The following is a 23,777-nucleotide window of genomic DNA, read 5'->3' on the forward strand; positions in this document are numbered from 1 at the left end:
CAAAACCGTTGCCACTTTTGCTGGAAACGCTCCAGGCCACCAGTTCTTTCGCACTGACTTATCCCCGGGGTGGCTGGCTTCGATCAGAATATAGGAATATCATCCTATTATCTGGTGGAGCATCACGATGGAACATTATCACACTGGCCAATCTTCTGCCCTCCTCCCAATCGGCATCGACAAGGGAGAGGTCGCCCTGGTGGTCAGCCTCGTCGCCCGCCACGCAAATGTCCATAGCAACCTGATTTTTCATGGCAGCCGTTGCCGGATCAAAACGGCCCGAGCCCGTCAACTGGCCATGTATCTGGCCCATGTGGTGCTCGGCGAAAGCCTGACCGCAGTCGGCCAGGCCTTTGGTCGTGATAGGACAACAGTCTCTTATGCCTGCGGCCTTATCGAGGACATGCGCGACGATGTGAGGTTCGACACGGAAGTGAGCGACCTCGAACGGCAATTGCAGGCGCTGGTGGGGGCGGACCATGTCTGAACTGCCCGAGGCCGTGTCCCGCTTGCTCGGCGCTGCCGGAGAACCCGGCTTTCTGGGCCCGCACCATGCCGAGGCGGCGCGCCGGATTACACGCAGCTTCGCCCGCGCCAGGCTGCGCCAGCGCGTCACCATGTCCTATGACCCCACCCGGATCGGCGAGCGGGGATCGGGCAATGCGCAGGCCGATCTCGCGGCCGGCGCCGAAGGGGCAAGGCAATATCTGTCGCGCCTGGCCGCCCAGCTTCCGCGCGATTGCTGGGGCGTGCTCTGCGATGTCTGTATTTACGACAAGGGGTTGCAGCAGATCGAGGCAGAGCGCAATTGGCCGCGGCGCAGCGCCAAGCTGGTTCTGCGCATTGGGCTGGAGCAATTGGCGCGGGCATTTGGCCTGGACGCGGCAGCGGTAGGCAGGACCGCGGGGGACATGCGCACCTGGCTGCCCGAAAGGCCGGCAATGTTCGCCGAGCCGGAGCGTTAACGATGTAATCGTTGGTAATGTTGGCCGGCCCGCGCCTTGTGATATTTTACGATAGGTCCTTTGAGGCGCTTCCGTGAACAACAAGATCATGTCTATCCAATCGCTGCGGGCACTGGCGGCCATTCTGGTCCTGGCCTCGCATGCCTTGCTCTATCCGCTCGCCGAGCAGACGCTGGCCTATGGACGGTTGGGCTGGCTGGGTGTGATCATGTTCTTTGTCGTGTCCGGCTTCATCATGGTGGCCGTGACCGGACAGGGGCAGTTCGAGGCCGGGGCTTTCCTCAAGCGCCGCGTCCTGCGTGTCGTGCCGCTTTATTGGGGCTTTACCCTGCTCGCCGCTTTTTTGGCCCTGGTGGTGCCAAGCCTGTTCAAGACCACTGTGTTCGATGGCGAGCAACTACTGCTCTCGCTGGCCTTCATCCCCTTCTATAACCCGGTGAGCCACGGCCTGCACCCGCTCTACAAGCTGGGTTGGACGCTCAATTATGAGATGTTCTTTTATGTCAGCTTCGCGCTGCTGGCGGCGCTGCGGGCCCGGCAACGCGTCATCACGTTGAGCCTGGCCTATATCGGGCTGTCACTGATCGGCTTCTGGCTGCAGCCGCAAGGTCCGATCCCGGCATTTTACACCAGCTATATGCCGCTGGCCTTCGTTGCGGGGGCCTGGCTCGGCCTGGCCCATGTCGAGGGGCGGCTGGCCACCATGTCCAAGGCCATTGCCATTCCCCTGGCCGTCATTGCGCTGGCCGGGCTGATCGAAGGCTTCTGGTTCGATCGCGGGCATGTCGAGGACTCAACCGCCTTTCTTGGCTTCCTGACCTTCGCCACGGCAGCCACCGCGCTCTTTATCGGCACCGAATCGCATTTGCCCCGCCTGCACCTGCTCGAGCGCCTGGGGGATGCGTCCTATTCGATATATCTGGTTCATATCTTCGCCGTCGGCGCCTTTGCGGGCCTCGTGCTCAAAATGCTCGAGCCCGGCGACGGCATTGCCGTGGTGGCTGCGGTCGCTTTGGCAATGGCCGGTGGACTGGCGCTGGGCTGGGCCTGTTATGCGATGATCGAAAAGCCGCTGATGCAGCGGCTGCGGCGCTTTGCCTAGGCCTGAACGACCCCCGGTTTAGGCCTGGACGGCCTGGGCTTCCCCACGAATGCGATTGACCATGGCCACCAGGCCATTGGACCGCTGCGTGGTCAGGTGCTCGCGCAGGCCGAGCTCGTCGAACAGTGCGATTGCATCGGTTGTGGCTATTTCACTGGCAGGACGGTCGGAATAGAGCGCCAGCAGGACGGCCACGAGGCCCTGGACGATCATGGCGTCGCTCTCGCCGCGAAACCGCAGGCCGGGGGCGCCATCGACCATATGCGGTTCGGCGACCAGCCAGACCTGTGACACGCAGCCATTGACCTTATTGGCCGGGTTGCGCTCTGCCGCTTCAAGCTTGGGCAGGGCCTGGCCGAGCTCGATGAGATAGCGGTAGCGGTCTTCCCAATCGTCCAGAAAGGAAAGGTTTTCGGCGATGTCCTGAAAGGGCTGTGGCTGTGTCATGCGCTCTATCTAGGCGATGGCTGGCGCCATTGCCAGAGCCAAGAGCGGACAAAGAAAAGGCCGCAGATGCGGGGCAGCGCATCTGCGGCAGGGGCCAGGGGCCTATGGAGTAGCGTCGCTTGGGGAAGTGACACGACCCCTGGGGTAGCTTTTTGGCGCCGGGGCGCCTGTTATCCCGCGCGGTCCGGCCTGGGTCGGGGCAGGGGAACCGCATGACCTGCCGGCGAGGCATGCATGGGGGCGCCGGCAAGCGGGGAGGATTGAAGGGCGGCACTGGCCATGGCCTTGCCGCCCAGACACTGGATCTCCTGGCAATCGATGGCCTCGATCTGGGCCGCCACGAACTGGCTGCCGCGCGCCATGGCCTGGGTGGACAAAGAGGTTGCGGCCGCACCGACATCCACGCCGGGTCGTATGACCAGGAAGGCGAGAGTAAGCCAGAATGCCGAGCGCAGCAGGAACATGGTCTACAAGTCCAAAACGGGGCCAACAATGGCCGATAGGGGGCACTCTAGGGACCGCAGATTAAGCGGCGCTGGGACAAGTCGATAAAATTTGAGGCAAATGCAATCGGCGCCGGCAAGAAGGGAAAGACCTTGTTTACGCTAACTGCCGAAACACCCCTCCAATACCGATCAAACGGTCCGCGGACGGTGCCGGCTTAAGGTCGTCTTAGCGGTTGCTGACCGAGGCTTGCGATCAACAAAGACCCGATCTCAGTCGGGCATGAGCGGCTCGGGGAAGAGCCGTCAGGCGGTCCTGTCGGGCCGGTTAGTACAGGCGTCGGTTAGTGAGTTTTTGTTGATGCGTAGCTTCACCTTCTTCGGAGCCAGCAAGCGAAGCGCCCCCATTTCGGCCAGCCTTGAAAACTGGTCCGAAACGCTGCGTCGCGCCACCATCGCCCATACCGCAAAACTGCTGACCGCCGCGGCCCTCCTGGCCATGATCCCGGCCATCTATGCCCTGCTGACCAGCGTTTCGCTGCCGTTCCTGCTGGCGTCCATGGTTCTGGCGGGTGGCCTTGTCAGCCTGGCCCTGCATCAGCGCGGCCAGCACGAGGCGTCTGCCGGCATTCAGGTCGCCACCCTGATTGCCACCGGCCTGGTGCTGACACTTGCCGATCCCAGGCTGGGCGATGCGGGCCTTGCCATGGCTGTTATGGGGCCGGTGCTGGCAGCGCTGATCGCGCATAGGCCATTGCGACGGCTGAGCTGGTGCTCTTTGCCGCTCGTGGTCGCGCTGGGCCTTGCCGCCTCGCTGCTCGAGCTGCCGGCAACACCGGTCGATGCTCCGGTGCTGATGGCCAGCTCGGCCGCTGGCTTTCTGGTGGCCTTTATCGTGGTGGCCTTCAGTGCGCACCGCATCAATGGGGCCTTTGAAGTGCACGACAAGGCGCAGATCAGCGCTTACCGGCATCTGATCGAGCATGTTCAGGATACGGTCCTGCGGCTCTCGGTCGAGGGCAATATCCTTCTGGCCTCGCGCTCCTCCGAAACCCTGTTTGGCTGCCCGCGCTACCAGATTGTGGGCCACAAGCTCGGCGAGCGCCTGCATATCATGGATCGCCCCGCTTTTCTCACGGGCCTGGCGGATGCCGCCCGGGACGGCCGCAGCCGCATGGTGGAACTGCGCCTGCGCCAGGATGACCCGCATGCGCGCACCAGCGTCCCCCGCTTTGTCTGGGTGGAAATGCAGCTCTCCCCGATCATCGATGACGCCGGGGCCGGCGAGCATTTCGACGTGATCGCGCTGGTACGCGACATCACCGCCCGAAAGGATGCGGAGGCCGCCATGGCCGAAGCGCGCCGCGTGGCCGAGGATGCTTCGCAGGCCAAATCCCGGTTCCTGGCCACGATCGGCCACGAATTGCGCACCCCGCTCAATGCCGTGGTCGGCTTTTCCGAGATGATGGCGGGCGGCATCGGCGGCGAGCTCTCGCCCACGCATAAGGAATATGCCGATCTCATCCAGCAAAGCGGCAAGCATCTGCTCGAAGTGGTGAGCATGTTGCTCGACATGTCGCGGATCGAGGCCGGCAAATTTGAGATCCGGGCCGAAGCCATGGAGGCTGGCGACATCATTCCCGCCTGCTTCTCCATGGTCGAGCCCCTGGCTCAGGAACAGAATGTGCGCCTGGTCTCCGAGATCGAGGCGGGCCTGCCCACCATGATCGCCGACGAGCGCGTGTGCCGGCAGATCGTGATCAACCTGCTCTCCAATGCGATCAAGTTCAGCCACGAGGGTGGCCTGGTCACCGTCTCGGTCAAGCGGCAGGGGCAGTCGATCAATTTCTCGGTGCGCGACCGGGGCATTGGCATGGCGCCGGCAGCCATGGCGCGAATCGGCGAACCCTTCTTCCAGGTGCAGGACGGGTTGAGCCGCAAATATGAGGGGACGGGGCTGGGCCTCTCCATCGTCAAGGGACTGGTCGAGCTGCATGGCGGCACATTGCGGGCCATGTCCGAGATGGGGGCGGGGACAACCATCACTGTTTTGCTGCCTATAAACGGTCCGGCAACCAAACCGGGCGAAACTGCCGATATTCTGCAACTCCATCGCGAGCCCGTGGCTGCGGCCCCCACTTCATGGCCAGACGAAAAAAGAAAAGCACTATGACGGCTTCGACCCTCACCCAACTGCCGCTTATGGCTGGCAGTGCCCTGTTCGGCACCCTGAGCCGCGCGGGGCATTGGACCTTTTCGCGCTATATGCGGGCGCCGCTGGCCTCGACCGGCATATTGGCCATGGTGACGATGACGGCACTGGCGGGTAGCAATGCGCTGTTTTTCCAGACGACCGAGCATCCCTCACCCTTCTTTGCGCCGGCGCGCAGCGAAGTGGCGCCGCTGCCCACGCCCGTGGTTGAGCGTCCAGTGGCCCAGACCGGCGCGGTCCAGCCATTGCCCCAAGTGCTTCCCACACCGGCCGTCGCGCCGGAAACGACCGGCAGCGTTAGCGCCCAGCCAGTCATTCCGGATGCGCCCGTGGGCAATGCGCAGATGTTTGCGGTGCAGAAAAAGCTTTTCGAGCTCAATCTGTTTACCGGCAAGATCGATGGCTATTACGGCCCCAAGACCGCCGAAGCGATCCGGGCTTTCGAAGCCAATAATGGCATGACGCCGACCGGCGCCAACGATCCGGCGGTGTTCGAGGTGATTCTGGGCGCTGACGCGAACGGTCGGGCGACCAAGACGGCTGCGCCCCAGCCTCAGGCCGCGGTGGCGGCGCCTGTGGTTCAGGCGCAGCCCATTCAGCAGGTGGCTGTGGCGCCGCAGCCGGTTGTGGTGCAAACGCCGGTTGTGCAGCAGCAGGATCAGGTCGTGGCGCGCCTGCCCGCGCTTTCGCCTGCCGAACAGGTGTTCGACGATGTGGCGCAGAGCGCCGCCAATACCATCGATTCGATCATTGCCGGCCTCGATGGCGGCTCCCGCGGTGCGGCGCCTGTTGCGGCCAACCCACCGACGCCTCGCGCAGCGCTGCCCAGCCTTAGTGCGCAGGTTCAGGCCCAGCCCCAGCCAGTCGCGGTGCAGCCCGCCGCCCAGGTGCCGGTGCAAGTCGCCAGCACCACGCCGGTGACCACGCCCGCCAATGTGCCCCCGGCCACCGACGCGGCTCTGGTCACCCAGATTCAGACCGGGCTGGCCAGCCTCGGTTTCTTCCGCGGGCCGATCGACGGCAAGCCGGGGCCCGAGACGGCGCGCGCCATCCGCGAGTTCGAGAATTTCCACCGCTACAAGATGACCGGCCAGGTGCAGCCCGATCTGGTTGAGCTCCTGCTTCAGGCAGGCGCGACCATCTGAAGTGGCCTCGCTTCGGAGCGATCTCTGGTGCATGGCCTTTGTGCGGCGTCATAACGACATGGGCAATATGTGCGTTGTCGCGCGTCGGGGCGATCCGATCGCTGGCCAGATCTTCATCGAGGTGGACCATCTCGATGGCACACGTTCCCTTTATACGCCCGCTCCGACAGTAAGCCGGGGCGATAGCGCCGGGCAGATGTTCCAGCGCCGGTTCGAGCGGGTCGAGCCGGGCAAGGTGCGCGAGCGCATCGAGCAGGAAATTTCCTTCGACCCCGATCTCTGGGTGCTGAGCATCGATATGCGCGGCGACGATCTTGGCATAGATATGGTCAAGGATCTCGGCACATAGCAAAAGCCCCCGAACGCTGTTCGGGGGCTTTTGATTTTGACAATGTCGTTAGCTGGCGCGCCGCACGCCGATCTTTGCCAGCGCTTCGATGGCCTGTTCGACTACCGGATTGTGGGCCGGCGACATTGATGGCGTGCGCTTGCTGGGCTGGGTGAAGGGCTGGTGCTGAGGCTTGGAGAGCTCGAGCAGGTTCACCTCGCCGCGCCAGGCGCTCATCAGATAGGCCATGGATTCGGAAGAAACGGCGCCAAAAAGCGTGGCAAAATCGGCCAATGCCCGCGAACGCTCGCTGTCATGGCTGGTGGCATGAATGAGAACCTTGAGCCCGTCATAGGCGGTGGCGCCAAAGGCGCGCAGAATGACAAAGAGGGATGCGCCGGTCACGTCATGCGCGATCTGGCCGCAACGCACCTCGTCCAGGCCCGTGATTTGCGCGAGCAGGCGCGTGACTTCCGGGCGGCGATTTTCGGAGAACAGCTTCATCAACGCCTTGGTCAATTCGCCACTGGCAACCGAGAGTTGCTCGATGGTGCGGGAAATGGGCGCGACCGGCGTGGTACGATTGGCAAAGGCCTCGATGACCTTGACCCGATGCGTATCGGAAAGGTCGAAAAAGGCCGGTGCGAGAAGGGCGGCGTCGAAATCGTCGCGGCGGCCCAGGGCTTCGGCGACCAGATGATCCATTTGCGCGGAGCGTGCAAGCGCGCTGAGATAGGCCCCACGCGGCACGATATGGGTATTGGCGGCAAGGGCGCGGTAGACCTTGCGCGAATTCATCTGGAAAAGCTTGGCCAGAACGACATTGCTGAGATCAGCTCGCGCGGCCAGCGTGGCGCAGGCCAGCACGTCATAGCGGGCGATAATATCCAGCATGGTCTGGTCGGAGAGCTCGACTGCGCTTTCAAGGAAGGCAATGAGGTCCTCGCCGATATTTTCAACCACCAGCCGTTCCAGGGCAGGGGACAGCATCTCGGCGCGGCCCAGAATGGCGGCACCCTTGGCGCGCGCCTGCGGGCCGGCAGTTGGAAACAGCCTGGCGGCCAGCGCTTCGAATTGTTCCATTTCGGGAACCGTCGGCTTGCCGCGCCGCGCATAGGCGTCGCAAGCAGCGATCAAAAGGGTGTTGGTACGGTCCACGCCACCCGTCTCGATCAGAAGCTGAAAGGTCTCGTAGGGCTGAAATCCAAGCATTTCGGGCGGAACCATCGACTCAACGTTTGCATCGAATTTGATGCAAGTCAGACTCTTGCCGCCAATTCGTTAGCAGACTGTTAACCTTGACGATCTCTTAATGGCTCTCAGCGCGAGGGGCGTCGCGCCGGGACGAAACTGTTGAACTCGCTGCCCCCATTAGGGACGGGGGAGCGGCGCATGATGGAGGCCAGCTTGGGTAAGCTGCTAAAGTTCGAGGGGCGGAAGAAGTCCGTCAGCGCTGGGAGGCAAGTTTCCGGCGACGCCCAGATCCTGATTTTCACCGGGGTGCGTTATGAACGCGGGACGCCGCCGCCACCGACTACTCACAGCAATAACGGGCGCAAGCGCAAACGTGTCTAATTCCTGCGGAGCCTGGCTCCGCATCTTTGCTTGCATTGGTATGGCGGTGCTTGCGGCCGGCTGCGTGGCGCGGCCGGTGGGTGATTTCGGACGCGCCCAGCCAGGTGTGCTGCACGACACGGTCATGCCCTATGCCGGCAAGCTGATTGCGACCAATCGCAAGGAACCGGTTTCAAATTTCAACCAGACCGACCAGGAACGGGAGATGCACGACCGGACCTGGCGCTTCCTGATCGCGGCGCATAGTCGGGACTGGATGTTCGATTCTTCGGTGGAGCTGCAGCGCACCCGTATCGGGCCGGCCCGCGATTACCGCTATGGCATTGAGCGCTACTACAATTGGCTGCGGACGACGCAATACCAATCCTCGCCTACACGATACAACACTGTGGGCCGCCACATCCTGGCCGATATCGACACGGTCCCGACCACGTTCCAATCGATCTGCGCGGTCCTGGAAGTGGATCGGCAAAGGCAGGTGGCACTGGCCGAACTGGGCGGCATAGAGCAAAGCGTGGCAGACAATGTCGCGGCGCGGCGCACCGAAAACCAATGGCATATCGATTGGTTCGTGCGGGCCCTCAACTACCGCTATCAGAGCTATGCCTATGCGCTCGACCATCTGCTGGTCGAAACGCCGCATGAGCAATCCATGAGTGTGGACGAACATTTGCGACGCATGCGGCCATGGGTCGACCGAGCCAATCGCGGGGACTTCTGCTCGTCCAATTCGGGAAGCGGCAGCGGCCATGGCGTCACCATACCGTCACGCTTCCAGACGATGGTTTATGATCGGGAGGTCGTGCTACCCAAGTAGGGCCAGCTGCCAGCCTATAGGGTACCATGACGGTCGACACCAAGCCTGCCTATCCTTCATTTTCGGAGGCACTCCGCGTCTGGGCCAAGATCGGCCTTCTGTCCTTTGGCGGACCGGCCGGACAGATCGCCTTGATGCACAAAGAACTGGTCGAGGAGCGCCGCTGGATATCGGAGTCCCGGTTTCTGCACGCCCTCAACTATTGCATGCTGTTGCCCGGACCCGAGGCCCAGCAATTGGCGACCTATGTGGGCTGGTTGCTGCATGGCTGGCGGGGCGGTGTGGCCGCGGGCGTGCTTTTCGTGCTGCCGGGATTCTTCGTGATACTGGCATTGGCCACCAGCTATTCGCTGTTTCAACAGGTGGACTGGGTCAACGCGATCTTCTTTGGCCTCAAGGCCGCTGTGCTGGCAATCGTCGTCGAAGCCCTGATCCGGGTTGCGCACCGGGCGCTCAAAAACAGCTTGTCCTATGGCCTGGCGGCATTCGCTTTCCTGGCGCTGTTTGCCTTTGCAGTGCCGTTTCCGCTCGTGGTTCTGGGGGCCGGTCTCGTCGGCTATCTGGTGGCCAGGCAGCGGTCGGACCTTCTGACCGGAGGGGGGCACAAGTCCAACGCGAGCGCCCCGCAAATGGCCGCTGTAATCGACCAGAACGTGTCGGAGGTCGACCCGAGCTGGCGGCGCGCCCTGATGGTGACGGGTGTTTGGGGTGGCCTGTGGGTCGCCCCGCTGGTGCCGCTGACCCTGCTATGGGGCTGGGACAATGCATTCGTCGCCATTATGGGGTTTTTCTCGCAGATGGCGGTGGTGACATTCGGCGGCGCCTATGCCGTGCTCGCCTATGTGGCGAGCGAGGCCGTGGGTACATTCGGCTGGCTGCAACCGGGCGAAATGCTGGACGGATTGGCCCTGGCGGAAACAACGCCGGGACCGTTGGTTCTAGTGCTCAGTTTTGTCGGCTATGTGGCCGGCTTTCGCGACCCGGCGGGATTGCCGAATGTCTGGGGCGGAGTGCTGGGCGCGAGTCTTGCCACCTGGGTCACCTTTGTCCCCTGCTTCCTCTGGATCTTCCTTGGCGCCCCCTATATCGAGCGGCTGAGGTCCAATGTGGCGCTGGTGGGGGCATTGGCGGCGATCACCGCGGCGGTGGTCGGCGTTATCTTCAATCTGGCCCTGTGGTTCGCCCTGCATGTGCTGTTCCGCGAGGTCGGACGCATCGAGGCGGGGCCCCTATTCTTGGCCTGGCCCAATTGGACGACGCTGGACTGGACCGCTGTGGCGCTGACCATTGTCGCCGGCATGGCGCTGTTCGGCCTGCATTGGGGCGTGCTGCGCACCCTTGCCGTCTGCGCGCTCGGCGGGCTGGTGGTGCAGGCCTTGCTTTAGCGTGCCTGGCGCCTGAGATAGAGCCAGGCGGCATGGGCGACCAGAGCCCCGAAGAAAGCCAGCCCGCCGAACGACCAGGCATAGCCCAGGCCCTCGTTGCCCCCGACAAAGGCCTCAATCCCATTGAGCGCCCAACTGGCCGGGGTCAGCCACAGGACCGGCCGGTACCAGGCATCCTGCGGGATGAAGAGACCGACCGTGGCAATGGCGACATAGAGATTGAGTATCTTGAACAGACCGAGCGCCTGCACCTTGTCGTGCGAAATGGCGGGGATGAGCAGGGTCACCCAGGACACGGCCAGCGATAGTGTGAGGATAGGCACCAGCCATTGGTGGAACGGCAGGTCGATGGCGCGCGCCGCATAGATGAAGGCGAAGGCATAGAGCAGCACAAAGGCCGTGGGCAGGGCGACACGCGCCCAGAGGACACCCATGGCGGAGGCCGGACTGACAAGCAGGGCCTGGTTCACGCCACTATCCATTTCATCCACGATCAGCATGGCGAAAAGATAGCCCATGCCCGGCATATAGGTGAGCAGGAGCAGAAGCTGGGTATTGTGCCACCATTCGGGATAGAGCCCCATATGGCGCAGGATCGAGGCTATCGTCGCCAGGGCGATCATCATCACCACGATATTGATCATGATGCTGTCCCGCGTGATCGAGACGATGTCGTGGCCGATGACGGACAGGACGCGGTTCATGGCGTGGCTCCTAATCTTCGACCCGGCTGAGTTCGGAGGTGTAGACGCCGATCGTCCAGCGATAGAAGACGACGATCATCACCGCCATATAGGCAAAGGCATAGACGATATCGGCCGTGCTGACGGCGGACGGCTGGGCGGCCCAGAGCATGGCCCGCAGCATGGCGTGACCCGGATTGATGGCAAAAAGCAGCCATTGCCAGATCCCGGTGACCACACCGAAATGGGAAGCCAGAGGCAGAAACAGGATTATGGTGATCGGCATGGCCCGCGCGATGAAATGGTTCATCGAATTCGCGCCGGCAACGATCAGGAAACCGCCCAATACGCCAATCGCCCCGGTAAAAGCCAGCACGAGGGTGAAACGCAACACCATGTCGATGGGCGGCACCCAATAGGCCACCGCCAGAAGGAACAGGCTGCCCACAATGGCCAAGAGGGTCAGGGTGGCGACCTTGGCAAGGATATAGTTGCCCACCGGGGCCGGGGAAACGGCCAACGCCGAAAGCGTGTTCTGGCTGCGCTCCATCAGGACGATGGAGCCCACAAAGCTGGCCCCGACAATGGCCGGATCGAAAAAGAGGACCAGCGTGAAAATGGTGGGCGGCGCCTCGGGCGGCAGCAGCTTGAGGAAGATGGCGAAGCCCAGCGTGGTCAAGACGGTGAATAGATAGATGTTCTCGCGCGCCTGTAACTGAATGTCCCACACGATCAGTCGTTTGAGGGTGGCACTCATTGCGCCGCCACCGGTTCGGTCTGGTCCAGACGATGGCCTGTTACATTGGTGAAGACCTTATCGAGGCTCGCCTCCTGGGAATGGATGCGTTCGACAGCGCCCGAGCGGAGCAAGGCCAGAAAGCCGGGATCGTCGCCCAGCCCGTCCAGCGGAAATTCAGCGGTTTGCGCATCCGCCGTGCCCACGGCAACCATCCGGCGGCCATGCGCCGATTTGAGCGCCTGCGGTGTGTCCAGAGCCGCAAAGCGGCCATCGACCATGAAGGAAATGCGATCGCAGAGCTGGTCCACGTCGTTCATGTTGTGCGTGGTGAGCACCACGGTTTTGCCGGCGCGGGCGAGATCGGCAACCAGCGATTTGACGATGCCGGCATTGACCGGATCGAGCCCGGCCGTGGGCTCGTCCAGAAAGATCAGTTCCGGATCGTGCTGCAGGGCGCGAACGAAATTGAGCCGCATGCGCATGCCCTTGGAAAAGGTCTCGACGCGCTTGTCGAGATAATCTTCCAGACCCACCAGCGCCAACATCTCGGCCGGGCTTCGGCTGGGCCGCGCATAGAGCGAGGCGAAGAAATCCAGATTCTCCCGGGCGGTGAACTTGAGATAGTGATTGGGCAATTCGAAGCCGACGCCAATGCGCTCGAAATAATCCGATCCCCAGGCATCGAGTGGTTTGCCCATGATGGCGACCTGGCCGCCAAAGCCGCGCTGCTGCCGGGTGAGGACCTTCTGCGTGGTGCTCTTGCCGGCGCCCGAAGGCCCTAGAAGGCCAAAGATTTCACCGCGCCGCACCGCGAAGCTGACGCCGTTCACGGCAGGCTTGGCCTGGCCCTTGTAGACGTAGCTGAGATCGTGGACGGAGATGATATCGTCCACATGCGCTGTCACGGCCATGAAATGCTCCTTGACTTGTTCGGCGGCACGCAACATAAACAGACCGACGGTTGGTTTGCAAGAGGAAACGACTTTGGCCAGGGCTTATCTCAGCGCCAATGAGCGACGTGAACAGATATTGGATCGCGCCCAGGCGCTGTTTTTCAGCAAGGGCTTTGATGCAACCACGGTACAGGACCTGATGCTGGCCGCGGGCGTCTCCAAAGGCGGATTCTATCATCATTTCGCGTCCAAGGAGGATGTGCTCGAAGCCATGAGCGAGCGGCTGGCATCCGTTTCCATAGCGCTCATCCAAGACGTGATGGCGATACCCGGCCTGAACGCATTTGAGCGGCTCGATCAGTCGCTTCGGGCAATGCGCCGGTTCAAGAAAGAAAATGCCAAGGGCATCATCGCGGCCTTCAACACCGTGCTGCGGGCAGAGAACATCGTGCTCTACGATCGGATCAACCGCGCCAATATCCGCATCGTTCTGCCACTGCTCTCCGCGATAATCGAAGAGGGACGGCAGGACGGCAGCTTCAATGTGCCCAATGCGCGCCAGGCCGCGCAGGCGATCCTGGCGCTTGGCAGCATGCTGCAGGACGCCGTGGCCGGGGCCCTGGCTGCCAGGAACCAATCAGATCGTCAGAGGGCCAATGCGGAACTGGACAGCGCCCTGCGCTGGCAGGGCATTGCGATTGACCGCATTCTGGGGCTGCCGGATGGGAGTATTCAATATGCGGAACCTGGCTTCGTGGACGCGCTTCTGCCGGTGGACGACAAGGCAGGGCGATAAACGCCGCCGCGGGCGTGTTCTGAAAAAGAGGCATAGGGACCATGGACGTTGTACTGGGCGCGACCTTGCACGATCCGGTAGGACGAACGGCCGAAACGGTTGCCCGTCTGGACCCGCAATTGCGGGCCTTGTTCCCCTCCATTGCCGTTAACGTGTCTGACGCGACCCGCCCCGAAGTGCTTTCGGCGGTGCGGGACCTGGGGGGGCGCGTGATGACCCACGCAGCGGCCGAGGCCAATATCGGCCGGTTTCGTCGCGATGCTGTCGCCTTCGCCGCCGATGGACGGCATGTGCTCTACGTGGATTTCGACCATCTGATGCGCTGGGTCGAACATGGCCTTGACGACCTCAAGCGCGTGCTGGCGGTGGATCCGGACGTAGATATGCTGGTGGTCGGGCGATCTGCAGCCGCGCTGGCCGAGGGACCTCGGCGCCTGCGGGAGACAGAGAACCTGGTCAATCACGCCTATGCACTTCTGACGGGCGAGCATTGGGACCTGATGTTTGCGGTTCGTCGCCTATCGCCAGCGGCGGCCGATCTTGTCGTCAGCCAGAGCCGGGTCGATACGCTGGCCAATGATGTCGAGTGGCCATTGCTGGCCCGCCGAGCCGGCCTTCGGCTCGGCTACACGGCATCCGACGCCCTGTCCTATCGCACGATCGAGGCATTCGGAGCCCCGGCCGATAGCGGCGACGAAGATGCATTACAGTGGATCAGGCGGCTTGAATTTGCCGCGCTCCATGCTTCGGCCATGCGGCCGTTTCTGGACGACCAGATGGACTAAACCAGGGGTGTCATCGCGCTGAGGCGGGTCGCCGCTTTTGGGGCGAAGTCCTGAAGCATGGCCGCGTCGCGCCATTGGGCGGCATGCACCTCTTCGCGCTGGGCGATCAGCGGGCTGGCCGGGTCGGCGACAAACAAATATTGCAGGTCGTGGTGGATGTGAGGCGGCTCGTTGCGGGCCGGTTTGCCCGGAACGTCATGGCTGTCGATGACGAAGGGCAGGTCGCCGCCCGCATGCCAGGGATGAAGCGCAAGGCCGCTAATACCGGTTTCCTCCTCCGCCTCGCGCTGGGCCGATTGGTGGAAATGCTCGGCCGGCTCATAGTGCCCGCCCGGCTGCAGCCAGCGGCCAACCGTGATGTGATCGATCAGCAGGGTCTGACGGTGGTCGGGCGAAAGAACAATAGCGCTGGTGGTGACATGGCCGGGAAAGGTCGTGCGCAGATCGAGACGGTGATCTTGCTCCATCTGCCAGCGAAGCAGCGACAGATGCTCGCGCGGCGAAGCGATTTCGTCGAGGTAGTGGATAACGATTCGGGTCAGGGCAGCGGCGAAACTTTCAGGCGTCATGCGCTAAATGTAGACCAGATCATAGACGTAAGATTTGGCCCCCTTCTTGCTGACCCATTCGCCCTCGGGCGGGGCGTCAAGCGGCTGGTCGGTCGGCAGTGTGTTCCAGGGACGGCCAGCGACGTCCTGGCTTTCGTCGTTCCAGGCAACCCAGCCCAGATCGGGCTCGAAGACGATCCAGTAATCGCCGTCCGCACGCCGGAACCCGCTACGGCCACCCGGTTCAGCCGCGCGCACAAAGACATAGACCAGATCGTCGCTCCTGCGACGCAGTTCGAAGCGATCAATGGTCATGCCCGTGGCCCACAGCTGATTTCAGAGAGTTCGGCCTCGAACCGGGCGCGCATGGCCGCATGTGGAGCCGAGAGGCGGACGAGAACGAACAGGTCATTGCTCGCTGCCTCCACAATCAGCAGGCCTTCGGTGATATCGATCTCCTGCTGGGCCAGGAGACGCGTCTGCGCCGGATTGAAGACGCCCATGTCCACGGTCTGGCCGATGCCATCGCGATTGGTGGTGGAATAGATAACGATGCCGTTCTGATCATAAACGGCGACGGACCAGAATGCGTCAGGCAAGACGCCATTGAGATAGGCGGGACCATCGGACAGGTCGATCTGGCAAAGCCCGTAGCTCAACTCGGGGTCCAGATGCAGCGGATTGGGCGCGCCCTGCGTCATGGCGTCGAGCACCACCATGCGGTTTTTCGCCTCAAAGGTGCTCACGCGCGACCAGGCAGTCTCCTCCGCCAAAAGGGGGAGGGCGAGGATGGTGGCGATGTGAATAATGCCACCGAGGAGCAATCCGCCAATCAGCCAGAGCAGCGTACGGATCATGCGCAGTCCTCCAGGGTAATGGAGGGCATGGCCGTATCGGACGACGCGAAGCCGGACAAGGCCGTCGTGTCATAGAGCGTCAGGACGAATTGAAACGGACCACTGCCGGCCAGTTCCAGCCAGTTTTGCGGCCTTAGCCTAGTGCCCACATGGATGTTCATGGCGCCGTCCGGCTGCCGCACAATATCGCTCGAACGCAATGCGGCATCTCCGCCGGGAGTGGCAATATTGACCCAATTGGGATCGACCGCCGACAGCGTCCAGAATGTCGATACGGGCACATGGCCGGCTATGAGGTAGGAACAAGCCAGATCGAGCGGCGCATTATCGCTATCGGTGGTGGCAATGAATTGCAGCCCCTCACTGCGCCCAAGCTGCAATGCGGCCTCGCGTGTAATATGGGCACGGGCATAGGGATTGGGCGCTGGTGAGCCGATTTCGGGCCATGCCGTCCATGGCCCTACCGACACCGCGCCAAAAAGCCGCCCATCGGTGAGCGCGTAATAGCTCAGGCCGAAGCCGACAGCGAGGGCGACGGCGATGGACATGAGGAGGCGCAGGACAAAACGCAAGGGTCAGCTTCTCTGCATTTTGGGCATATTTGGCTGGGCCAGATGCGTTTAGGGACCTTTAGGCTTGTAGCAATGCAGCGCTTTATGCGGAAGGTATTTATGCACCGGTTTGGGAGGAGAGCCTGATGAAGGGGAAGTTTGGCGCGAGCCTGGGTCTGGTCATTGCAATTGCCGCCGCGACAGGCGCCGCCACCGGAAAGGAGAAGGTTTCAGCCGTAGACCTCTCGCTTTGGGTGGGGGATTGGTCGGCCAGCGTTGAACAGGACATATACATTGCGCTGGATGAACGCGGAGGCCTTTTTGTGGAGGGATTCGCCAGTTGGGGCGCCCAAGACCCTGAGCGTGTCGAACGCGGCGCTATCAATGTCGGGGAGATTTCCGCCCATGTCCCGGAGGACTGGGTGCGGGCCGACGGTCGACTGGAATTCGCCGTGGGACCGAACGGCCCCATCCCCGTGCGGGCGGCAGAAGAATATGACTGCGTGATCGCCCTGCAATTGCGCGGCGAGGTCATCGTTGCGGAGGACAACATGATGTGTGGCGGGCACAATGTGACGTTCACCGGCACCTATCGGCGAATGCCGGATTGATTAGAACGCGCTGCTGCCGGCAACCGTCGCCTGCGCAGTGTCGTGCATGGGCGCGACAGCCGCTCCGGCCGCTTCCAGCCGCCCAGCCAGATCGAGCAGCTTGCGGGCCGCTGCCGGCTTGAGGCTGGGTGGGCGTTCGGCGATGTCTTCGACTTCCGCGGGATCGGTATCGGCGACGATGGTCTGAGGGGGCTCGAAATCGACGCCGAAGACCGGCTTAATCTCGATATTGGTATGGGCGAACGCCATGAATTTCTGCCAGGCAATAGTGGGCAGGGTGCCGCCGGTGAGATTATTGGTGGGGCGGTAATCATCATTACCGAACCAGACCGCGGCAACATAATTGCCGGTAAAGCCGCAAAACCATGCGTCGCGATAGGATGTGGTGGTGCCGGTCTTGCCAAGGGTCGGCACACCCTCAATGGCGGCGCGGCGCCCGGTGCCGCCGGTCACGACGGTGCGCATCATCAGGTTCATATTGGCCACGGTCTGCTCGGAGAGAACGCGGACATGACCTTCCTCCGGGTCGCGCTCCCAGACCAATTGGTCATTGAGGGTGGTCATGCGCGTGAGGCCATAAGCCTGCGTTTTGTAGCCATGATTGGCAAAGACCGCATAGGAGCTGGTCATGTCGATGACCGAGACCGGCGCCACGCCCAGAGCCAGCGAGCGGGTTACTTCGTAATCCTGGCGCAGACCCATGCGGTGGCTGAGCGCGGCAATAGGTTCGCGACCGGTCTTGATCGAAAGTGTAACCGGGACGGTGTTGATGGAGGCGGCAAAGGCGCTGAGCAAGGTGGTCTGCCCGCGATACGAACGGCCATAATTCTGCGGGCACCAATTACCGATGCAGACCGGCCGGTCGGTAATGGTATCGTTGGGGGTCAGCCCGAGTTGCTCGAAGGCCTCCGCATAGACGAAGGGCTTGAAGGAAGAGCCTGGCTGGCGATTGGACACGATGGCACGGTTGAACTGGCTCTTGGCATAGTCAGTGCCTCCAACCATGGCCCGGATGGCACCCTGGGTGTCGGTGACGACCATGGCGCCCTGTTCGACACGATATTGCTCGCCCTGTTCACGGATGACCGAGGTGATCGCCTCTTCGGCATAGGCCTGAAGGGTGGTGTCGATGGTGGTGCGAACGATGAAATTGTTGCCGGGCGCATTGGTGGTTTCGATAATGGCCTTGGCTTCTTCGAAGGCCCAATCGAGGAAATAGTTCGGCGAGTTGATATCGTTGGTACGGTCGATAGCGGCGGCCGGATGGCGGCGGGCGGCGGTGACCTGACCCTCGGTAAGGAAACCGGCGGCCACCAGATTGGTCAGCACCAGATTGGCGCGGCCGCGCGCGGCAGCGAGATCGACATGGGGCGCGTAATTGCCCGGCGCCTTGAACATGCCGGCCAGCATGGCGGCTTCGGCCAGATTGATGTCCTGCACGCGCTTGCCGAAATAGAATTCGGACGCCGCGGTCACCCCGTAATTGCCGCCGCCCATATAGGCGCGATCGAAATAGAGCTTGAGAATTTGGTCCTTGGAATAGTTCCATTCCAGCCAGACCGACAGAAAGGCCTCGACGATCTTGCGCTCGATGGTGCGCTCGGAGGACAGGAACAGGTTCTTGGCGAGCTGCTGGGTAATCGAGGAACCACCCTGGGTGCTGCGCTCCCCCTGCGCATTGCTAGCCAGGGCGCGCAACGTGCCGACCACATCGATGCCGAAATGCTCGTAAAATCGCCTGTCCTCGGTGGCGAGCGTGGCCTTGATCAGGTAATCGGGCATCTGGTCGAGCGCGACGCTGTCGTCGGACCGGATGCCGCGCCGGCCGATCTCATTACCGAAGCGGTCGAGGAAGACGACGGAATAATCTTCGGCCTTATTGAAGGCGCCGCGGTCGATAATGTCGAAGGCGGGCAGGGCGAGCGCCGTCATCAGCACACAACCAATGGCGCCAAAGCTCAGCGCATCGGACAGAATTTCGACCAAGAACCGCTTTATGCCCGAAACATGAAAGCGTGACATGAAATCCTGAAAGCGCGTATAGCCGCGCCCAAGCGCCTGCCAGAATTCGTAGAGTGAGGAATCGAGCCAAGCATCGGCGGCCAGCATGCTGGCTTTTGGCCTGCGTTTCTTTTCCTTGGTATAGAACGGATCCTGCACGGTGAACCCCAACGCCCCTCTACGGGGAGGATTGTCCGCAATGGCCGGACAAGGCAACACAATCGCTGGAATATGATTGCATTGCGTTAGCTGCAAGCGCAAACCCGCAACAGCATGAACGGCAAACGGTAAACATGGCCTTCTGGGAAGACAAAACGCTCGAGCAAATGTCCCCTGTCGAATGGGAGGCGCTGTGCGATGGCTGCGGGCGCTGCTGCCTGATCAAGCTCGAAGACGAGGATACCGGCACGCTCATAACCTCCGATGTGCGCTGCAAGCTGCTCGACGGGGACACCTGTGCCTGCACCAATTATCCCCGCCGCAAGGAAATCGTGCCAGACTGCATTAAGCTGACGCCACAAAATGTGCGCGAAATTCCCTGGATACCCACCACCTGCGCCTATCGGCGTCTGGCCGAGGGCAAGGGGCTGGCCTGGTGGCATCCGCTGGTGTCCGGCGACCCGCAGACGGTGGTGGATGTGGGCGTTTCGGTCAAAGGACGGACCTTCCTCGAAACCGAGATCGATCCGGAGGAATGGGAGGAGCATGCCGTCGTTTGGCCCGAATGGGAGCCGCCGGAAAGTCTTTAGCAAGAGATGGTTACCTGCTGTTAACCATAGTTGTGGCCAGATTGGACGACCCGGCAATGGCCCAGGACAGGCTTGATGAACAGAGTGACCACAAGCGGCAGTGACGGCCTTTGGGCGCGCATTCGCGCGGCGCTGGCCCGTGGCGCCGAGGTGCGCGAGCCACCCTATGGACAGGCGGCCATTGCCCGCAATCCGAACAAGAAATCGCGCCTGGCACAGCGCATTGACGAGGAATTGCGGCGCGGCTGGGCCTATTGCGCCGAGCGCAATGTGTCGCTGTGCGTGCTGGCTCTCGAAATCGACGGCTATGCCGGCTATTTTTCCACCTATGGCCACGAGGCGGTTGAGGAAGGGATCGAAACCGTCGAAATGACGCTGGCCAGCCTGCTCCCGCGCGAAACCGATACCTGCCTGCGCAACGGCCAGGCCGGCTTTGTATTGATCCTACCCGACATGCCCGCGCTGATGGCGCGTGACCTGGCCAGCAAGATTGCCGCCGCGATCCGCCGGCAGGGCGTGCCCAATCGCGAAAGCCATGCCGGCCTTGTGACCCTGAGCACCGGCATCGCCGTGGTGAACCCGCAGGGCAAGCTGGATCGCGCCGTGCTCAATGCCGCCAATCAGGCCGTCAAGAAGGCCCAGCGACGGGGTCTGGCCCGGCTGGAAATTGTCGACCTGCGTGGACGCGACGACAAGCGGCGCCAGGCGGCGTAGCACCGTTTAAACTCGACCTCCCTTCCAAACGCGCTTCGTCGTAGCGACGATCCGGTTGCATTGAGGCGCCCGTTTCCCTAAAACGCCCGTCCCCGCGCAGGCGGAGTGCGATTACGTCCCCCCCGGACGGCCTTGTCGCCGCGTCTGATTGCCAGAGCATGATCCTGACCGAGGGGTGACCTTTCCGGTCCCGGTCATGCTTTTCCACGTTTCTTGCGAAGGATGGCACCATGACCCTTTCCTGCGGCCTCGATTTCGGCACGTCCAATTCCACGCTGGGGCGCATTGCGGCCGATGGCGCCCCGCACCTGCTGCCACTGGAAGGGGAGCAGCTCACCTTGCCCAGCGTGCTGTTCTTTGGCGCCGAAGACCGAACCATCCATTTCGGGCGCGCGGCGCTGAGCGAGTATATCTCGGGCGCCGATGGGCGCTTGCTTCGCTCGATCAAGAGTGTTTTGGGCACGAAGTTGTTCGATGACGGCGTCCGTTTGGGCGCCCGTGTCTATCGATTCGATGACATAGTGGGGATTTTCGTCGCCGAGTTGAAGGCGCGCGGCGAAGCGGCCACTGGCCTGGAACTGGACGCGGTGGTGGTCGGACGGCCAGTGCAGTTTGTCGATGACGACCCGGTCGCCGATGCCGAAGCACAGCGCCAGCTTGAACAGGCAGTGCGCCGCCAAGGCTTTGCCCATGTTGAATTCCAGTTCGAACCCATCGCTGCGGCGCTCGATTATGAGCGACAGGTGGACAGGGAGCGCATCGCCCTGATCGTCGACCTGGGCGGCGGCACGTCTGACTTCTCGCTGGTCCGGGTGGCGCCGGAACGGGCTGGGCGTGCGGATCGCAGCGACGACATCCTGGCAACGGCGGGTGTGCATATCGGCGGCACCGATTTCGACCGCCTGCTGGCGATGAGCCGGGTCATGCCGGAACTGGGGCTTGGATCACGCACCATTGACGGCAAGCGGCACCTGCCGGTCGCACCCTATGTGGACCTTTCCACATGGCATCGCATCAACCGGCTTTATGACGCCAAGGCGCAGCGCGACTTGCGCTCGACCATCCGCGAGGCGCGGGAGGCCGAGAAAGTCGAAACCTTTGTCATGCTGGTGGAGGACCGGCTCGGCCATCGGCTGATCGGTGCGGTGGAAGACGCCAAGATTGCGCTGTCGGATGGCGACGCGGTGCGGTTCGATTTTGCGGTACGCGACCGCCGGATCGAAACCCTCATGACCGGCGCGCAGCTCGCCGAGGCTCTGGCCGCCTCAATCGGGCGGCTGGAACAGACTATTGCCCAAACCCTGCGGCTGGCGGGCCTCTCGGCGAAGGAGATCGATAGCCTGATCCTGACGGGCGGGTCGACCCTGGTGCCGGCGGTTTATGGACGGTTGCGGGCGCTTCTGCCCGAGGCGCAAGTGGTGCGGACCGATGTGCTGGGCAGTGTCGGGTTGGGCCTCGCCCTTGAGGCCAAACGGATTTTTGGGGCCTAATGGGGCAGGGGCGCGTGGGCGGGCCGGGCGCAACCAAATCGAGCCATGAGGATTTGCTCCTCTGGCAAGGGAGAATCCATTGAGCCAGATTGCGTTCAAGTTCCGGCAGATCGCCCAGAGAATGTGGTTTCTGCCCGCGGCATTTTCGCTCGCGGCCGTGATGACCCTGTTGGTCGCCTTCGGCATGGCCCGCCTGATACCCGATAGCCTGCCCTTCACGCTGTCGTCCGAAGCGGTCGAGTCCATTCTCACGGTTCTGGCCTCGAGCCTGCTGACCGTGGCGGTATTCGCGCTCTCCACCATTGTCAGTGCGCTATCCAGCGCTTCGTCCCAAACCTCGCCAAGGGCGGTGCCGCTGATTGTTGGAGACCGGCGCGCACAGACCTCGATATCGGTCTTTATCGGCGCTTTCCTGTTTTCAGTCGTGGGCATAATCGGGCTGTCGGCCGGTATTTACAGCGAAGCGGGGCGGCTGCTGCTGTTTGTGGTGACATTGGCGGTGGTCGTGCTGGTGGTGGCAGCGCTGATCCGCTGGATCGGCCAGATGTCGGCCATTGGCAGGGTTGCCGAGACCGTGAGCCGAGCCGGAGAAGCGGCGGAAAAAGCTTTTCGGACCGTGCCGGGCAAGGGCCTGCTCGGGTGCCGGGAACTGGCGGGCGAGCCATCGGGGCACCCCGTTTTTTCGCGCAAGACCGGCTATGTGCAGCATATCGATATCGGGCGGCTGCAGGACCATGCCGAGGACAATGACCTATTGATCACCATCACTTCGCGGCCCGGCGCCTATGCAGCGCCGGACCGTCCACTGGTTCTGGTGGCAGGATCGGTCGACGAGGCATTGGCGGAGAAGCTGGCGGGCGCTTTCACCGTGGGTTCGGCACGCACCTTCGACAGCGATCCGCGATTCGGGCTGATCGTGCTTTCCGAAATTGCGGGCAAGGCCCTCTCGCCGGGCTTCAACGATCCGGGCACGGCTATTGCCGTTGTCAGCACGCTTGTGCGCGTCCTGACCGAGCGGCCCGACGAAGACAGCGAGCTCAAATATGAGCGCGTGCTGGTTGCCCCGCTCAGTGCCAATGACCTGATGGCCGATGCCTTCCGGCCGATTGCCCGCGACGGCGCGGGCAGTATCGAGGTGATGCTGCGCATGATTGCCGGGCTAAAGACCCTGGCCCGCTGCCGGCCGGAACTGGAAAGTGCGGCCAAGGGCATGATCAAGGATGCGGTGGAACGGGGCACCGCCGCGATGAGCGCCAAGAGCGACAAGGCTGCGCTCAAGGCCGCAGGAACGATTGAATAGGGCCAGCCGGGGCCCGCCTCTGCGAGCTTTGTCTTCCCCGGCTTCTCAGAAAAGCGATGGTGCGGCGTGCTCATCGTTCCAGAACTTATGCAAGATATCCCCGCGTGACGCCGGTCTGGTAGTGTTCAGGCATAGTCGACGAATTGGGTCGATGCGGCCGCGCTGAAGCGGCCCGGATGAAAGTTCCTGACATGGATGGATATGACCCGGAGCGGAACCGCGCCGGCGACGTCGTGCCCTGGGCTTCGGTCAGGGCGGACTATGAGGCGGGCCAGATGACCTGCAACGGCATCGCCCATCGCTACAAGCTGCATCGCGGGCAACTCGATCGGCGCGCGCGAGCCAATAAGTGGGTGCGGCCGGGCAGTCGCGAGGCGCTGGACCGGCAATTGCTGGTGGGGCGCCTCATGGGGCTGCTCGAGCGGCAGATGGATATGGTGGAGGCGGAAATGGACAACGGCAATCGCGCCGAAAGCAAGGTGCTGAGCGACCTGGTGCGCGATCTGGACAAACTGATTGCCCTGGAGCGGGCCGAGGCAAGACCCGCTGGCAGTTCCCGGAACCCTGGTGAGGCCAGCGAATTGCGCCGCAAGCTTGAAGAGCGCATCAACGCCATTACCAAGGGAATGATCTGACCCAAT

27 protein-coding genes are annotated in these 23,777 nt (G+C 62.5%); 16 read left to right on the forward strand and 11 right to left on the reverse strand.

The features are described from left to right. Nucleotides 1–127 precede the first annotated feature (127 nt). From V8Z65_RS04835 to V8Z65_RS04845, 3 genes are all read left to right on the forward strand, one after another. Nucleotides 128–487 carry a helix-turn-helix domain-containing protein gene (locus tag V8Z65_RS04835; protein WP_338722910.1) on the forward strand — a complete coding sequence of 120 codons (360 nt, stop codon included), beginning with the start codon at nt 128–130 and terminating at the stop codon, nt 485–487. Then, the gene (locus tag V8Z65_RS04840; RefSeq protein ID WP_338722911.1) at nt 480–965 is read left to right on the forward strand and encodes a DUF6456 domain-containing protein; all 486 of its coding nucleotides are present in this window, start codon (nt 480–482) and stop codon (nt 963–965) included. The genes V8Z65_RS04835 and V8Z65_RS04840 overlap by 8 nt, the downstream gene beginning before the upstream one ends. 88 nt (nt 966–1,053) lie before the next feature. Beyond that, nucleotides 1,054–2,067, forward strand: a complete 1,014-nt coding sequence (locus V8Z65_RS04845; RefSeq protein WP_338722913.1) for an acyltransferase — start codon at nt 1,054–1,056, stop codon at nt 2,065–2,067. Nucleotides 2,068–2,085: 18 nt separating this feature from the next. On the opposite strand, the gene V8Z65_RS04850 is transcribed toward V8Z65_RS04845, so the two are convergent. Both V8Z65_RS04850 and V8Z65_RS04855 read right to left on the reverse strand, forming a co-directional pair. Continuing rightward, nucleotides 2,086–2,514 carry a SufE family protein gene (locus V8Z65_RS04850; protein ID WP_338722915.1) on the reverse strand — a complete coding sequence of 143 codons (429 nt, stop codon included), beginning with the start codon at nt 2,512–2,514 and terminating at the stop codon, nt 2,086–2,088. A gap of 170 nt (nt 2,515–2,684) precedes the next feature. Continuing rightward, the gene (locus V8Z65_RS04855; RefSeq protein ID WP_338722916.1) at nt 2,685–2,978 is read right to left on the reverse strand and encodes a hypothetical protein; all 294 of its coding nucleotides are present in this window, start codon (nt 2,976–2,978) and stop codon (nt 2,685–2,687) included. A 340-nt stretch (nt 2,979–3,318) separates the two neighbouring features. On the opposite strand from V8Z65_RS04855, the gene V8Z65_RS04860 reads away from it, so the two are divergent. From V8Z65_RS04860 to V8Z65_RS04870, 3 genes are read left to right on the forward strand one after another with little or no spacing between them, the layout of a single operon-like run. Further along, a complete protein-coding gene (locus V8Z65_RS04860) occupies nt 3,319–5,130 on the forward strand; it encodes a PAS domain-containing sensor histidine kinase (RefSeq protein ID WP_338722918.1) in 1,812 nt (603 codons plus the stop codon). After that, nucleotides 5,127–6,314, forward strand: coding sequence for a peptidoglycan-binding protein (locus V8Z65_RS04865; RefSeq protein WP_338722920.1), 1,188 nt, complete (start codon nt 5,127–5,129; stop codon nt 6,312–6,314). The genes V8Z65_RS04860 and V8Z65_RS04865 overlap by 4 nt, the downstream gene beginning before the upstream one ends. Nucleotide 6,315: 1 nt before the next feature. Then, nucleotides 6,316–6,663, forward strand: coding sequence for a DUF1491 family protein (locus tag V8Z65_RS04870; protein ID WP_338722923.1), 348 nt, complete (start codon nt 6,316–6,318; stop codon nt 6,661–6,663). A 48-nt stretch (nt 6,664–6,711) separates the two neighbouring features. Here V8Z65_RS04870 and V8Z65_RS04875 read toward each other — a convergent pair whose 3' ends face one another. Then, on the reverse strand, nt 6,712–7,869 hold the full coding sequence (locus V8Z65_RS04875) for a DUF2336 domain-containing protein (protein WP_338722925.1): 1,158 nt from the start codon (nt 7,867–7,869) through the stop codon (nt 6,712–6,714). A 388-nt stretch (nt 7,870–8,257) separates the two neighbouring features. On the opposite strand from V8Z65_RS04875, the gene V8Z65_RS04880 reads away from it, so the two are divergent. Both V8Z65_RS04880 and chrA read left to right on the forward strand, forming a co-directional pair. Beyond that, the gene (locus tag V8Z65_RS04880; RefSeq protein WP_338722927.1) at nt 8,258–9,034 is read left to right on the forward strand and encodes a hypothetical protein; all 777 of its coding nucleotides are present in this window, start codon (nt 8,258–8,260) and stop codon (nt 9,032–9,034) included. Nucleotides 9,035–9,060: 26 nt separating this feature from the next. After that, nucleotides 9,061–10,419 (forward strand): chromate efflux transporter, encoded by a 1,359-nt coding sequence (gene chrA / locus V8Z65_RS04885; protein WP_338722928.1) that lies wholly within the window; start codon nt 9,061–9,063, stop codon nt 10,417–10,419. On the opposite strand, the gene V8Z65_RS04890 is transcribed toward chrA, so the two are convergent. Genes V8Z65_RS04890 through V8Z65_RS04900 form a run of 3 tightly spaced genes read right to left on the reverse strand, consistent with a single transcriptional unit; the run spans nt 10,416 to nt 12,752 of the window. After that, nucleotides 10,416–11,123 carry a hypothetical protein gene (locus V8Z65_RS04890; protein ID WP_338722929.1) on the reverse strand — a complete coding sequence of 236 codons (708 nt, stop codon included), beginning with the start codon at nt 11,121–11,123 and terminating at the stop codon, nt 10,416–10,418. The two genes, chrA and V8Z65_RS04890, sit on opposite strands and share 4 nt — an antisense overlap. 10 nt (nt 11,124–11,133) lie before the next feature. Continuing rightward, entirely contained in the window at nt 11,134–11,859 is a 726-nt protein-coding gene (locus V8Z65_RS04895; RefSeq protein WP_338722931.1) for a hypothetical protein, read from the reverse strand. Beyond that, nucleotides 11,856–12,752 carry an ABC transporter ATP-binding protein gene (locus tag V8Z65_RS04900; protein WP_338722932.1) on the reverse strand — a complete coding sequence of 299 codons (897 nt, stop codon included), beginning with the start codon at nt 12,750–12,752 and terminating at the stop codon, nt 11,856–11,858. The genes V8Z65_RS04895 and V8Z65_RS04900 overlap by 4 nt, the downstream gene beginning before the upstream one ends. Before the next feature lie 73 nt (nt 12,753–12,825). On the opposite strand from V8Z65_RS04900, the gene V8Z65_RS04905 reads away from it, so the two are divergent. After that, on the forward strand, nt 12,826–13,530 hold the full coding sequence (locus V8Z65_RS04905; protein WP_338722933.1) for a TetR/AcrR family transcriptional regulator: 705 nt from the start codon (nt 12,826–12,828) through the stop codon (nt 13,528–13,530). 41 nt (nt 13,531–13,571) lie between these two features. Continuing rightward, nucleotides 13,572–14,315 (forward strand): hypothetical protein, encoded by a 744-nt coding sequence (locus V8Z65_RS04910; RefSeq protein ID WP_338722934.1) that lies wholly within the window; start codon nt 13,572–13,574, stop codon nt 14,313–14,315. On the opposite strand, the gene V8Z65_RS04915 is transcribed toward V8Z65_RS04910, so the two are convergent. Genes V8Z65_RS04915 through V8Z65_RS04930 form a run of 4 tightly spaced genes read right to left on the reverse strand, consistent with a single transcriptional unit; the run spans nt 14,312 to nt 16,292 of the window. Continuing rightward, the gene (locus V8Z65_RS04915) at nt 14,312–14,884 is read right to left on the reverse strand and encodes an NUDIX domain-containing protein (RefSeq protein WP_338722935.1); all 573 of its coding nucleotides are present in this window, start codon (nt 14,882–14,884) and stop codon (nt 14,312–14,314) included. The two genes, V8Z65_RS04910 and V8Z65_RS04915, sit on opposite strands and share 4 nt — an antisense overlap. A 3-nt stretch (nt 14,885–14,887) precedes the next feature. Then, nucleotides 14,888–15,178, reverse strand: a complete 291-nt coding sequence (locus tag V8Z65_RS04920; protein WP_338722936.1) for a hypothetical protein — start codon at nt 15,176–15,178, stop codon at nt 14,888–14,890. Continuing rightward, nucleotides 15,175–15,720 carry a DUF1254 domain-containing protein gene (locus V8Z65_RS04925; protein ID WP_338722938.1) on the reverse strand — a complete coding sequence of 182 codons (546 nt, stop codon included), beginning with the start codon at nt 15,718–15,720 and terminating at the stop codon, nt 15,175–15,177. The genes V8Z65_RS04920 and V8Z65_RS04925 overlap by 4 nt, the downstream gene beginning before the upstream one ends. Continuing rightward, entirely contained in the window at nt 15,717–16,292 is a 576-nt protein-coding gene (locus V8Z65_RS04930) for a DUF1214 domain-containing protein (protein ID WP_338722939.1), read from the reverse strand. Before V8Z65_RS04930 ends, V8Z65_RS04925 begins: the two co-directional genes overlap by 4 nt. Before the next feature lie 125 nt (nt 16,293–16,417). On the opposite strand from V8Z65_RS04930, the gene V8Z65_RS04935 reads away from it, so the two are divergent. Further along, entirely contained in the window at nt 16,418–16,882 is a 465-nt protein-coding gene (locus V8Z65_RS04935) for a hypothetical protein (protein WP_338722941.1), read from the forward strand. Here the strand turns inward: V8Z65_RS04935 and V8Z65_RS04940 are convergent, their stop codons facing one another. Continuing rightward, a complete protein-coding gene (locus tag V8Z65_RS04940; protein WP_338722943.1) occupies nt 16,883–19,042 on the reverse strand; it encodes a PBP1A family penicillin-binding protein in 2,160 nt (719 codons plus the stop codon). Nucleotides 19,043–19,176: 134 nt separating this feature from the next. Between V8Z65_RS04940 and V8Z65_RS04945 the strand changes: the two genes are divergently transcribed. From V8Z65_RS04945 to V8Z65_RS04965, 5 genes are all read left to right on the forward strand, one after another. Beyond that, on the forward strand, nt 19,177–19,632 hold the full coding sequence (locus tag V8Z65_RS04945; RefSeq protein ID WP_338722944.1) for a YcgN family cysteine cluster protein: 456 nt from the start codon (nt 19,177–19,179) through the stop codon (nt 19,630–19,632). A 75-nt stretch (nt 19,633–19,707) separates the two neighbouring features. Then, nucleotides 19,708–20,346, forward strand: coding sequence for a diguanylate cyclase (locus V8Z65_RS04950; RefSeq protein WP_338722945.1), 639 nt, complete (start codon nt 19,708–19,710; stop codon nt 20,344–20,346). 230 nt (nt 20,347–20,576) lie between these two features. Continuing rightward, nucleotides 20,577–21,836, forward strand: coding sequence for an Hsp70 family protein (locus V8Z65_RS04955; protein ID WP_338722946.1), 1,260 nt, complete (start codon nt 20,577–20,579; stop codon nt 21,834–21,836). Between the two features lie 79 nt (nt 21,837–21,915). Next, entirely contained in the window at nt 21,916–23,136 is a 1,221-nt protein-coding gene (locus V8Z65_RS04960; RefSeq protein WP_338722947.1) for a DUF2254 domain-containing protein, read from the forward strand. A gap of 191 nt (nt 23,137–23,327) precedes the next feature. Then, on the forward strand, nt 23,328–23,771 hold the full coding sequence (locus V8Z65_RS04965) for a hypothetical protein (RefSeq protein ID WP_338722948.1): 444 nt from the start codon (nt 23,328–23,330) through the stop codon (nt 23,769–23,771). Nucleotides 23,772–23,777: the final 6 nt, after the last annotated feature.

The organism is Devosia sp. XK-2, from assembly GCF_037113415.1.
Classification (GTDB): domain Bacteria; phylum Pseudomonadota; class Alphaproteobacteria; order Rhizobiales; family Devosiaceae; genus Devosia.